Source organism: Nocardia sp. NPDC051990, assembly GCF_040680755.1.
Classification (GTDB): Bacteria; Actinomycetota; Actinomycetes; order Mycobacteriales; family Mycobacteriaceae; genus Nocardia.
Window position 1 is genome coordinate 437,451 of record NZ_JBFAXH010000003.1, and the last position, 12,770, is coordinate 450,220.

The following is a 12,770-nucleotide window of genomic DNA, read 5'->3' on the forward strand; positions in this document are numbered from 1 at the left end:
ACCGCCACCGGGTCGGCAGAGCAATCGCCGAGCGACGCTGCCGTTTTTCCGCACCGCCTGGTGTTACCGTGCCAGCCGTGACGACTTCGGACAGTGCGAGCACCCGCGGGTCGGTTACACGGTTGACCACGCGCACGTGGTTGGCCCCGATCGCGGTACTGACGTTGTTCATGGCGCTGCTCGGCACGATGTATCTGGATTACGTCGTCGATCCGGAAAAGAACCTGCACGACTTCCCGATCGCGGTGGTGAACCAGGACGTGGGCGATACGGTCGGCGGGCACCAAGTGAATTTCGGCACACAGATCACCGATGCGCTGCGGCAGGGCATTCCGGCGGACAAGGTCGATCTGCAGGTGCTCGGCATCAACGAGGCCCAACTGAAGATGCAGTCCGGCGCGGTCTACGGCACGATCCTCATCCCCAGCGATTTCAGTAAACGCCTCGGCATTCTCGGGGTCGGCAGTGTGGTGCCGGGTGAAATCCAGCGCCCGACGCTGACACTGCAGACGAATCCCCGCAGTGGCGCGTTCGTCACCGAGATCGTCACGACCATCGGCACCCGGGCGCTGACTCAGGTGAACGAGCAGGTCGGTAAGCAGCTGACCGATCAGGTGCACGCGCAGTTGACGCCGCCGGGCGGCGGGGCCGCACCCGAGTTGACGGGTGCGACGCGGGTGGCGCTCGCGGATCCGGTGCACATCGTCACCTCGCAGTTCCGTCCGCTGCCATCCGGCACCGGACAGGGCTTGACGGCGTTCTTCTACGCGCTGCTGCTCCTGCTCGCCGGACTGGTCGGCTCGATGACCATCCACACCATGATCGATGCCGCGCTCGGTTTCGTGCCCACCGAATACGGGCCGTGGTACGTGCATTTCCCGGCCACTCCGATCTCACGGTTCAATACGCTGCTGATCAAATGGGGTGTCATGGTGATCACCGCGAATATCGTCGCGGGCGTATTCCTCGCTGTGGCGAGGCTGCTCGATATGCCGATCGATCATCCGCTCACGCTGTTCCTCTTCAGTGCACTGGCCATCATGGCGGTCGGAATCACCGGACTGTCCGTGCTCGCGGCGCTCGGTTCGGCAGGGCTGCTGATCAATCTGATCCTGTTCATCATTCTCGGGCTGCCCTCCTCAGGGGGCACCGTGCCGATCGAGGCGACGCCGAAGTATCTGGGCTGGCTGGCGCAATTCGAGCCGATGCACCAGGTGTTCGTCGGTGTGCGCGCCATTCTCTACTTCAACGCGAACTACCAGGCGGGGTTGGCGCGCGGGGTGTGGATGTCGGTGCTCGGGCTCACGATCGGACTGATGCTCGGCACCGTTATCACCCGGTACTACGACTACAAGGGCCTGCATCGGCGCGATCTATCCCGCAGCTGAGGCGGGCCGCGACTCGATTCGCGGCATGCAATCACGATCGACAGACCCACACTTTTGAAGTGCCTTTAATGTATGCGTGTGGATGAGGTGACGTTCTCGGAACTGCAGTTGCAGGGGAAGGCGACGGTCGAGCGGCTGCACCGCTCGCCGGCCCAGGCACTGCTGGTGCGTCGTCGTGACGCCGAAGATCTGGTGCTCACCACGGCAGCACGGGCGCTATGGTTCTCGCGGCTACCCGATCACGATCGTTATTCGGTGGTCGCGCGGGCGATGGGAAGCCAAAGGGCGACTTCGGCGGCTCGGCTGCCGGAGGCGGACACGATGCCATTCGCCACCGCTGCGTCGAAGTCGAGGAGGCCGGTGGCGAGTAGGAGCCAGGTATGCGGGTCGGTTTCGACGACATTCGGCGGCGTCCCCCTGGTGTGCCGTGGGCCCTCGATGCACTGGACCGCCACGAACGGTGGGACGCGGACCTCGACGGAGTGGCCGGGTGCGGCGGCGGCGAGGGTGCGGGCGGTGGTGCGGACCGCGGCGGCGAGTTCGGGCCGGGCGGGTGCGGGCATCGAATCGTCGCGCAGCCAGGCACTGACTGCCGCGACCGCCGCTCGTAGTTCCGCTGGATCCACCTTTGCTCGTCCCGCCACGATGCCGAGACTACTGCCGGGCTCCGACAGCGCCGATGCGGCGGGCTGTCGCACATTCAGTCGGCAGCGAATCGGTGTGCCGCGGGGCAGGGCAGTCCGCCGCTCGCCTATCGACCAGCTGCGTGAAAGCGGCTGGAGCCGGAGCGGTTCGGCGGCAGCGTGCTCGGCGGGAGCCGGTCAGCCGCTCGGCGAACGAGCCGCGGCGAGGTGCGGCGTGAGTGCACCACCGGCGTTCAGGGCGAAGTGCAGCAGCGCGGGGGCGGTGGCGCTGTCCGTGCGGCGGCGCAGCAAGTCGAACACGAGGCCACCGGCTGCGGTCGCGGCAATCGTTGCGGGAACGCTGTCGCCCGCCGCGCGGGCGGGATGGATATGCCAGAGGCCGAAGGTGGCCGCTCCGAGCAACACACCGCCGTGTGGTCCGAACACGTTGTCCAGCAACGGGTTGAGTGTCGCGCGGAAGACGAGTTCCTCGCTGTAGACGGTGCCGATCGGGATATGTACCGCGACCCACTCGTCGAGCGGGACATCAGGAGCACGATCGGCGAAGCCGCCGAGGCGATCACGTAGCGCCGGAATGGCAACGGCCGCACCATAACCGGCGACGACCACGCCCGCCGAGGCGAGGCCGTAACCGAGCCCCCGCGCGGACAGCCAGTTCGGTCGGCCACGAAATACCAGTGCGTAGCAGGTCGCGAATCCGGCGTTGGCAACGGTGCGGCCGCGCAGATCCAGCCGCAAGTGCGGCAACACCCAATTGCTCCATGCCAATGGAATACCAACGGCAACAGTGATTTTCGCGACCGGGCCGAAAAATGTCATTTGATCTCGCGCTCGTAGTCCTCGGCGGCTTCGAGCTGGGCCCGGATCTTGTCGGACTGTTCCACGGTCCAATCCGGCGGTGCCGCGACGGCGATCCAGCCGTCCAGTACCAGACTGCCGTACCGATGCCCGTGCCCGTCGGCGACACCCTGCGCATTGGACAGGTCACAGGTCACCTGCCAGAAGGTGACGAACGGCCACCAGCGCATCTGCGAGGACACATCGGAGCCGCGTGGTTCGGACAGCCAATCCGGTTGGGAGAAGATCAGATCCGGGGACCACCAGACAATCGGGTCGGAAGCGTGCTGGAGATAGGCGATGCGCGGGCCACGCCATTCGGACGTCGGGCGCGCGAGATCGGCACTGTCGGAGGCGAACCGGACCACCAAACCGTCGGCGTACACCGGTTGTACCTCGCGTGATCCGGGATCGCGGCGCGAAACGAATTGCTCCCACAGTCGATTCGAATTCGGCGGCCCGACCCACAGCGCGCCGTCGACCTTCGAGCGCAGATCCGCGAGCCCGTCGAAGGCCGCCTCCGAGCCCTGCGAGCCCAGACTCTCGCCGTAGACGAACAACTTCGGCCGCGCCCCCGCCGGCCGCGCCGACCAATGCTGGTACACCGCGTCGAACAGCTGCTTGCCCGCATCCGATGCCTTGCCGCGGTCCGCCAGGAAGGACAGCACGCTGGGCAGATAGGAATACTGCGAGGCCACGATGGCGGTATCGCCGCCGTACATGTACTCGATGGCACTGGCCGCCATGGAATTCACCCATCCGGTACCAGTCGTGGTGACCACCACCAGCACCTTCCGGTCGAAGGCACCCGTGCGCTCCAGTTCGGAGACCGCGAGTTCAGCCCGCGATACACCGCTCGGCGGCGACTCCAGACCCACGTACGCCCGGATCGGCTCGCGCGCGGGGTTACCAGTGATCGAGGTGATCCGGGCCGCCGAGGGACCGTGCGAAACGAACCAGCGGCCCTCGAACCCGAGCGAATCCCATTTCGCCAGCGAGGCCGGACTGCCCGAGCGCTCGGATTGCAGCGGCTGAATCGCATTCGGCGAAGTGTGATCGTTCTGCACACTGAACGCGGAGTTGGCCACTGCGAAGAACGCGCGCGAGGCGACGCCATTGAACAGCGTGACGGTCAACACCACCAGGACCAGAAATCCGGCCGACGGCGCCAGCTCGCGCGGCACCCGGACCCAGCGGTTGAGCTGGCGGGCCAGGAACCGAATGATCTCGCGCAGTGTCCGATACGCCGCGACCACCCCGGTTCCGACGGCGATACTGAGCAAGCCCGTGCGCAGATACGCGGGGGTGGTGGTGCCCTCCATGCCCATCAGCGCGGTGATCTCGCGCTGCCAGCGGGCCGATTGCACCAGCATGAAGGCCGCGGTGACGGCGGCAGTGAACAGGATCGCCGATTTCACCGCATAGCGCACCCAGGTCGGCGGCGGCGCGATCCGATCGCGCAGCAGCTCGGCCAGCCGTGGCCGGATCCAGAGCCGGAACAGCCACTCCAGCAGGCAGCCGAGGCCGTAGCCGAGCGCGGCATTGATACCGCTGATCAGGCCCTGGAACAGCCAGTCGCGCGGTACCAGCGATGGTGTCACCGAGAGTGCGAAGAATATCGTCGCGAAAACCAGCCCGACATAGTTCAGATCGACAATGTCCTCGACGCGCCGCACCACAACGACGCCGCGCGCACGCAGCTTCATCAGGGTGGTCGCGGTTTCGAGCATCGGTCAGCGGGACGGCGCGATGGCCGGGTCGTCGGCGGGATCGGGCACGGGCGGCGACGCCAACGGGTCCGTAACGATCTTCACCCGACCAGTATGCGGGTCCACGACCATGCGGCGCGGAACTACCCAACCGGGTCAACACGAATCGGCGAGATCAGCTGCCGCTCGGACAAGGCGCGGGCATTATTTCAGCTGACGCTCGCGGGCCGAGGAGATCACCAGATAGTTCCGGATCCGATCCGCCAGATCGGCCGACCAATCCGGCGGCTGCGCGATCGCGGCCCACGCATCCAGCACCAAATTGCCGTAGTTGTGCCCGTGACCATCGCTGACGCTCTGCGCATTCGGCAGATCCGCGGCGACCTGCCAGAACGTGACGATCGGATACCACGCCATGCGCGAGGACACATCGGGACCGCGCGGTTCGCGCAGCCAATCCGGTTCGCTGAACAGCAGATCCGGCGACCACCAGACCACCGGATCGGAGGCGTGCTGCAGATAGGCGATGCGCGGCTCCAGCCAGTTGTCCCCAGACTTCCACAGGTCGGCGCGGCTGTCGCCGAAGCGCACCACCAGTCCGTCGGCATAGATGGGCAAGATCTCCGGCGTGCCCGGATCGCGACGGGCCGTAAATTCACTCCACAGCCGGTTTGAATTGGGTGGTCCGACCCACAGCACGCCATCGGTCTTCGATCGAAGGTCGGCCAGGCCGTTGAATGCACCTTCGGCCCCTTGGGAGCCAAGGCTCTCGCCGTAGACGAGCAGCTTCGGCCGCGCCCCCGCCGGCCGCGCCGACCAATGCTGATAGACCTTGTCGAAGACCAGCTTTCCCATCCGGGTGGCCTTGTCCTTATCGGACAGGAACGACAACACACTCGGCAGATAGGAGTACTGGGTCGCGGCGATCGCGGTATCGCCGTCGTACATCAGCTCGATGGATTCGGCGCTGGACGAATCGACCCAGCCGGTGCCCGTCGTCGTCACAACCACCAGCACCTTGCGCTCGAATGCGCCGGTACGCTCCAGCTCCGCCGCAACCAATTCGGCCTGTGCCTCGGGCCCGTCAGCGGATTCCAATCCGGCGTAGACCCGAATCGGTTCGCGCGCGGGCTTCCCGGTGACCTGGCTGATATCGGCCGCGGTCGGCGCGAAGGAGACGAACCAGCGGCCCTCGGAACCGAGGGTGTCCCAGGCCGCCAACGAGTTCGGACTGCCGGAGCGCTCCGGCAGCTGCGGCTGCACGGCATTCGGTGAGGTGTGGCTGTTGCGCACACTGAACGCCGAATTCGCCACATCGAAAAAGACCTTGGTGAGCACGCCGTTGAACAGCAGCACCGCCGCGACCACCACCACGAGCACACCGGTCGGAACCGCCAGCTGAAGCGGAAAGTGCGCGCGCCTGATCAGCTCGAATGCGATCGAACGAACGAGCCGCCGCAGTAACCGGAATACCGCGATGACAATCGCGCCGACCAGTGCGCTCAGTGCGCCGGTGCGCAGGAATCCGGAGGTCGTCGTGGGTTCCATACCCATGAGCGCGGTGATTTCGCGCTGCCAGCTGGCCGATTCGACCAGCAGGAAAACGGCGACACCTAGACAGGCCAGCACAACCGTGGTCTTGACCGCACCGGAGAGCCACTTCGGCCGTTTCGCCCACACCCGCGTGACCCGGGGCGGCAACTGAGCGACCTTGCGGCGCAACGGCTTGCGCAACCACTTGCGATACGCCCATTCGATCAGGCAGCCGACGCCGTAACCGATGGCCGCGTTGATCCCGCTGATCAGTCCCTCGAACAGCCAATCCCGCGGCAGCAGTGAGGGTGTCAGCGACCAGCCGAAGAATACCGTGGCCACGATCACGCCGACATAATTCGGATGGAAGAAACGCTCGATGGCGCCGACTACCTTGCCGACGCCCCCGCGGCGCGAACTCAGGCCCCGGAGGCGGGAGCGGAGCGTGACCGCGGAGGCGACAGCGAACGCCGCAAATCGAGCCCCGTGTAGGGCTACCGGGACTGCACCAGCCTCCGGCGGGCTCAAATGGTGCTGGCTCCGAACAGCTTCGGCAGCGTGCCCTCGTGCGCCGCACGCAGGTCTTCCAGCGTGATCGAGAACTGGCCCTGCAGCTCGACCGAATCCGACCCCTGATCGACTACACCGATGCGCACCCAGGGCAAGTCGCGTGCGGTGCACATCTTGGTGAAGCGGGCCTCCTCCGAGCGCGGCACCGCGACGAGCACCCGGCCCGCCGATTCGGCGAACAGCTGCACGAATGGATCCGAACCCTCGGGCAGCAGAATGCGGCAACCGGTTTCCCCGGCCAGCGCGGCCTCGACCACGGTCTGGATCAGACCGCCCTCGGAAAGGTCGTGCGCCGCACTGATCATGCCGTCGCGCGAACCCGCGGTCAGCACCTCGGCGAGCAGTTGCTCGCGGGCGAAGTCGACCTTGGGCGGCACGCCGCCGAGATGGTCGTGCGCGACCTGCGACCAGATCGAGCCGCCGAATTCGTCGGCGGTCTCGCCGAGCAGGATCAGCGTCTCGCCCGGCTCCAGGCCGAGTCCGGTCGGGATGCGTCGGTGCACATCGTCGATGACACCGAGCACGCCGACCACCGGAGTCGGCAGAATGGCGTCCTGACCGGTCTGGTTGTAGAAGCTGACATTGCCGCCGGTGACCGGAATGCCGAGTGCCACACAGCCATCCGCCAGACCGCGGACCGCCTGCTGGAACTGCCACATGACGCCCGGATCCTCCGGGGAACCGAAGTTGAGGCAGTTGGTGACGGCCTTCGGCGTCGCACCGGTGGTGGCCACATTGCGGTAGGCCTCGGCCAGCGCGAGCTGCGCGCCGGTGTAGGGGTCGAGCTTGGTGTAGCGGCCCGACGCATCGGTGGCCAGCGCAATGCCGCGACCGGACTCCTCATCGATCCGGATGACACCCGCGTCGGCATGTTCGGCGAGCACGGTATTGCCGCGGACGTAGCGGTCGTACTGTTCGGTGATCCACCGACGGCTGCACAGCTGCGGGCTGGCGACCATCTGCAGCACGGTGGCGCGCAGTTCGTCTGGAGTCTTCGGGCGGGGCAGCGTGTCCGGGGTGTCGGCGATGAGCGCGTCCTGGAAATCCGGCCGCTGCACCGGGCGCTCGTACACCGGGCCCTGATGTGCGACGGTGCGCGGCGGCACATCGACAACGGTCTCGCCGTGCCAGCTGATCACCAGCCGGTCGCCCTCGGTGACCTCACCGATGACCGTTGCCAGCACATCCCACTTGTGGCATACGGCCATGAACGCCTCGACGTTCTCCGGCGTGACCACCGCGCACATGCGCTCCTGCGATTCGCTGGAGAGTACCTCGGCGGGGGTCATCCCCTTGGCGCGCAGCGGCACCTTGGTCAGGTCGATATGCATGCCGCCGTCGCCCGCAGCCGCGAGTTCGGATGTGGCACAGGACAATCCGGCGCCGCCGAGGTCCTGGATGCCGACCACCAGCTTGGCCGCGTACAGGTCGAGACAGCATTCGATGAGCACCTTCTCGGCGAACGGGTCGCCGACCTGCACGCTCGGCAGCTTCTTGCGGCCGGTACCCGATTCGTCACCGGAGAAGGTGTCCGAGGCGAGCACCGAAACGCCGCCGATGCCGTCGAGGCCGGTGCGCGCGCCGAACAGAATGATCTTGTTGCCCGCGCCGGAGGCGAAGGCCAGATGCAGATCCTCGACCCGCATGACACCCGCGCACAGCGCGTTGACCAGCGGATTGCCTTGGTAGGAGGCGTCGAAGACGGTTTCGCCGCCGACATTCGGCAGGCCGAGCGAATTGCCGTAGCCGCCGACACCGCGCACCACACCGTCGACGACGCGCCGGGTATCCGGTGCGTCCGCCGCACCGAAGCGCAGCTGATCCATCACCGCGATGGGCCGCGCGCCCATGGCCATGATGTCGCGCACGATGCCGCCGACACCGGTGGCCGCACCCTGATACGGCTCCACATAGGAGGGGTGGTTGTGGCTTTCCACCTTGAAGGTGACCGCCCAGCCGTCGCCGATATCGACGACGCCCGCGTTCTCACCGATGCCGGCGAGCATCGCGGACTTCATCTCGTCGGTAGTGGTCTCGCCGAAGTAGCGCAGATGCACCTTCGAGGACTTGTACGAGCAGTGCTCGCTCCACATCACCGAGTACATCGCCAGTTCGGCGTCGGTCGGCCGACGGCCGAGGATTTCCTTGATCCGCGCGTACTCGTCGTCCTTGAGACCGAGCTCCTTGTACGGCTGCGGGGCGTTGGGAGTTGCTGCGGCTGCGCTGACGGTGTCGACCTGCGGAGTCACGGAGTACCAGGGTCCTTTCGGGCCGGAGCGCGAAGCTGAGGATTCGCCATGAAGTTTAGCCGTGGCCCTGGATGGGCAGCCGATCGCATCGACCGGTCCGTCGGATCGTCGGTTTTCGCGCGCGGATGCCTCGGGTCGACACGCATCGCGCGAGTTCGCAGCCGCTACGCTTTGGCCGTGAACGATCGATCGGGGGTTGCGGATCCGGCCGAGCAGCCCGTCACCACGCAGCACACTCGGCCCGCCGCCGGCTCGGATATCTCGCCGCGATTCTCCTCGTCGAACCCGCAGGTGCGCTGGCTGCTGATCGCCGTGGCGCTGTTCGCCGTCTCGGCCATTGTCTCGCTCATGGTGCACTGGTGGAACGGCTATATCGATCTCCAGGTCTATCGCAACGGTGCGCGGGTCTGGCTCGACGACGGCGAGTTGTACGGACCGATGCCTCCGGTCGAGGGGATCGGCCTGCCGTTCACCTATCCTCCGCTGGCCGCCCTGTTCTTCGCACCGCTCGCGCTGATGCCGCTGCCGCTGGCCGAGGTGCTGGTCACCGCCACCTCGGTGCTCAGCCTCGGCATCACGCTGTGGCTGGTGCTCGTGCGACTGCGCCCGACCCTCGAGCGGCGGACCATGCTCGCGCTGGTCATTGGCGTGGTCGCAGTGGCACAGATGTCCGAACCGATCCGGCAGACCTTCGGCTTTGGTCAGATCAATCTGGTACTGATGGCCGCGATCACCATGGATTGCCTTGTCCGCAAACCGGTCTGGCCGCGCGGCATGCTCATCGGCATCGCGGTCTCGGTGAAATTGATTCCGGCCGGATATCTGCTGTACTTCCTGCTACGTCGGGATTGGAAGGCGGCTGGCACGCTGATCGTCTCCGCGATCGTCGCGGTCGGACTCGGATTCCTGCTGTTCCCCAGCGATTCGGTCGAATACTGGTTCCACACCCTGGCCGATACCGGTCGCATCGGCCCGCCGTATTTCGCGGGCAATCAGTCGATCAAGGGCATGGCCTTCCGTCTCGGTGTCTCCGATTCGCTGGCCACGCTGATCTGGATCACGCTGTCGCTCATCGCGATCGCCCTCGCCGCGGTGTGGATGCACCGGCTGATCCAGGCCGGCCAGCAGGTTTGCGCACTGATGGTGAATGCGGCCGCGGTACTGCTGGTGTCGCCGGTTTCCTGGTCGCACCACTGGGTTTGGATCGCACCGGCCATTCTGATCGCCGCCGACGTCATCGCCCGCGGCACCCGCAATCGCTGGTTCATCGGCACCGTCGCCGCCGGCACCGTGCTGTTCATGGTCGGCCCCCAATGGCTCCTGCCGCATTCGAAGGATCTGGAACTCGGCTGGGCCTGGTGGCAGCAGATCATCGGCAGCAGCTACGTGCTCGCCACCCTGGCGGTGTTCGTTGTCGCCGTCGTCACCTACCGTCCGGCCGAAGCCGCGGTGCCCGAAAAGACCAGCGCCGCAGCCTGATCGACAACCTCACCTACCGGTCGAGCGGTGCCGGGGTCAGGAAGGCAGCCAGCGCGGCCGCGTAGGCCGAAACATCTTCCGCACCCATGATTTCGCGGGCCGAATGCATAGCCAGCTGCGCGGCACCGACATCGACGGTGGATATGCCGGTGCGGGCGGCGGTCATCGGGCCGATGGTCGAGCCGCAAGGCAGATCGGCGCGGTGCACATAGCGCTGCAGAGGCACCTCGGCTTGGGCGCAGGCCAGGGCGAAGGCACCCGCACCCGCCGCGTCCGTAGCGTAGCGCAGATTCTGGTTGACCTTGAGCACCGGGCCGCCATTGACCTCGATGCGGTGGGTGGGCTCGTGCCGGTCCGGGTAGTTGGGGTGGGTCGCATGCGCCATATCGCCCGAAGCGCAGACGGATCCGGCTGATGCGGCCAGGTATTCGGCGCGCCCGCCGCCGCGCGAGAGCACGATGCGCTCGAGCACCGTAGGCAGCAGATCGGACTGCGCGCCGCGATCGGACTGACTGCCGACCTCCTCGTGATCGAACATCGCCAGCACCGGAATGGCCGCACCCGGTTCGGCGATCGCCGCGAGGAAGGCGTGCAGTCCCGCGTAGCAGGTGCCCTGATTGTCCAGGCGCGGCGCGCTCACCAGATCGCGGTCCCGGCCCACCAACCGGCTCGGTGCCAGATCATGGGTCATCAGCTCCCAGCCGAGCACGGCCTGCGGATCGACCTCGGCATACTCTGCGACGAAATCGAGGAACGAGCGCGGCTGCGCACCCAGGCCCCAGATCGCATTGACGTGCCGCTGCGGGTCCAGCGTGACACCGCGGCGGTCCTCCGAAAGGTGGATGGCCAACTGTGGCACTCGCAGAATCGGTTCATCGATCCGAATCAGCTGGTCGCGCACCACATTTCCGTCGCGCACACTGAGCCGTCCTGAGATGCCGAGTTCTCGGTCCAGCCATGAATTCAGCCAGGCTCCGCCGTAGGGCTCCAACCCGACCAACTGCCAGCCCGCCGTCGCCAGATCCGGATACTGCTTCACCCGCAGGTTCGGACTATCGGTGTGCGCACCGACCACCCGGAACGGCGTCACCCCCGCGGAATCGGCCGTCGCCCACGCGACAAGAGAGCCGCCGCGCACGACGTAATGGCGGCTCGGTCCATCCGAAGGCCACGGCGCCGACTCCGCGAGCGGGCTGAAGCCGTGGGCGTCCAGTTCCCGCGCGACCGTCCGGCACACATGGAACGGCGACGGTGAATCGTCGATGAAGGCGCACAACCCGGCGGCCGTGGCAGCGGTAGTGGATACGGGCATGCCTGTGATCCTAGGCAGACCTCTGACGGGCCCGGGATCCGATCGGCTCGATCTCGATCTGACCCCGCGCCTGCTTCAGCGCCTCGAGCGGATCATCGACCCAGGTTCGGTAGAACGCGAACACGTGCGGCACTCGAGGGGCGGTTCAACTCGAAACACCCGGCGGTTCCCGAGGATTCCCCAGAAACCAGGCCCAGCAGCACGGCTATATCGCGCTGGCCGACGGCATCGATTTCGACATCACCGCCCGGATCACTCGAGGTGACTTACCTGACACGGTGACCACCACGGAGCGAGTCTTACGAGCGACGTTCGCAGCCCCGCAGGCGCTGCAAATTAAACACCTACCAGAGTGTCGAGCACCGAGAGGAACAAGCCGAGGCCGTCGTCGCTCGGGCCGGTCAGCGGCTCGGTGGCGTGTTCTGGATGCGGCATCAGGCCCACGATCCGGCCATCGGCCGAGGAAATGCCCGCGATATCGCGCTGAGAGCCGTTCGGATTGTCACCCGCGTAGCGGAAGACCACCCGGCCCTCGCCCTCGAGTTCGTCGAGCACCTGCTCGGACGCCTGGTAGCGACCCTCGGCGTTCTTGACCGGGATGAGAATCTGGGCACCGGGCTCGAAGCGCGAGGTCCATGCGGTATTCGCGGTTTCGACGCGCAGCCATTCGTCACGGCAGACGAAATGCAGACCCTCGTTGCGGGTCAGCGCACCGGGCAGCAGTCCCGCCTCGCACAGCACCTGGAAGCCGTTGCAGATACCCAGGATCGGCAGGCCCCGCCCCGCGGCCTTGACGACCTCACCCATCACCGGGGCGAATCGGGCGATGGCACCGGCGCGCAGGTAGTCACCGTAGGAGAAGCCGCCGGGTACGACCACCGCGTCGACCTGCTTCAGATCGGCATCGGCATGCCACAGGCTGACCGCCTCGGCGCCCGCCAGCTTGACTGCCCGAGCGGCGTCGACATCATCGAGCGTGCCGGGAAAGGTTATGACCCCGATGCGTGCGGTCATGACTGCGCCTCGCTGACGCTCGGCTCCGCCATGCC

The 12,770-nt window shown here is 66.5% G+C and carries 9 protein-coding genes; 2 read left to right on the forward strand and 7 right to left on the reverse strand.

Features of this window, described 5'->3' with window-relative positions; genetic code table 11:
• Positions 1-122: 122 nt before the first annotated feature.
• Positions 123-1,388 carry an ABC transporter permease gene (locus AB0L63_RS08405; RefSeq protein ID WP_364496511.1) on the forward strand — a complete coding sequence of 422 codons (1,266 nt, stop codon included), beginning with the start codon at positions 123-125 and terminating at the stop codon, positions 1,386-1,388.
• A gap of 248 nt (positions 1,389-1,636) precedes the next feature.
• Here the strand turns inward: AB0L63_RS08405 and AB0L63_RS08410 are convergent, their stop codons facing one another.
• The 5 genes from AB0L63_RS08410 to purL form a co-directional block, all read right to left on the reverse strand.
• Entirely contained in the window at positions 1,637-2,032 is a 396-nt protein-coding gene (locus AB0L63_RS08410; protein WP_364496513.1) for a sterol carrier family protein, read from the reverse strand.
• Positions 2,033-2,209: 177 nt separating this feature from the next.
• Positions 2,210-2,851 (reverse strand): CPBP family intramembrane glutamic endopeptidase, encoded by a 642-nt coding sequence (locus AB0L63_RS08415; protein ID WP_364496516.1) that lies wholly within the window; start codon positions 2,849-2,851, stop codon positions 2,210-2,212.
• Complete coding sequence (locus tag AB0L63_RS08420) at positions 2,848-4,599, reverse strand: alpha/beta-hydrolase family protein (protein ID WP_364496519.1); 1,752 nt, start codon at positions 4,597-4,599, stop codon at positions 2,848-2,850. The genes AB0L63_RS08415 and AB0L63_RS08420 overlap by 4 nt, the downstream gene beginning before the upstream one ends.
• Before the next feature lie 183 nt (positions 4,600-4,782).
• Positions 4,783-6,459 carry an alpha/beta-hydrolase family protein gene (locus AB0L63_RS08425; protein ID WP_364496521.1) on the reverse strand — a complete coding sequence of 559 codons (1,677 nt, stop codon included), beginning with the start codon at positions 6,457-6,459 and terminating at the stop codon, positions 4,783-4,785.
• A gap of 176 nt (positions 6,460-6,635) precedes the next feature.
• Entirely contained in the window at positions 6,636-8,930 is a 2,295-nt protein-coding gene (gene purL, locus AB0L63_RS08430; RefSeq protein ID WP_364496524.1) for a phosphoribosylformylglycinamidine synthase subunit PurL, read from the reverse strand.
• 177 nt (positions 8,931-9,107) lie between these two features.
• Between purL and AB0L63_RS08435 the strand changes: the two genes are divergently transcribed.
• On the forward strand, positions 9,108-10,409 hold the full coding sequence (locus AB0L63_RS08435; RefSeq protein ID WP_364496527.1) for a glycosyltransferase 87 family protein: 1,302 nt from the start codon (positions 9,108-9,110) through the stop codon (positions 10,407-10,409).
• Positions 10,410-10,422: 13 nt separating this feature from the next.
• On the opposite strand, the gene AB0L63_RS08440 is transcribed toward AB0L63_RS08435, so the two are convergent.
• Together AB0L63_RS08440 and purQ are read right to left on the reverse strand one after the other, a co-directional pair.
• Entirely contained in the window at positions 10,423-11,721 is a 1,299-nt protein-coding gene (locus tag AB0L63_RS08440; RefSeq protein ID WP_364496529.1) for a M18 family aminopeptidase, read from the reverse strand.
• A 336-nt stretch (positions 11,722-12,057) separates the two neighbouring features.
• A complete protein-coding gene (gene purQ, locus AB0L63_RS08445; RefSeq protein ID WP_364496531.1) occupies positions 12,058-12,735 on the reverse strand; it encodes a phosphoribosylformylglycinamidine synthase subunit PurQ in 678 nt (225 codons plus the stop codon).
• Between the last annotated feature and the right edge of the window lie 35 nt (positions 12,736-12,770).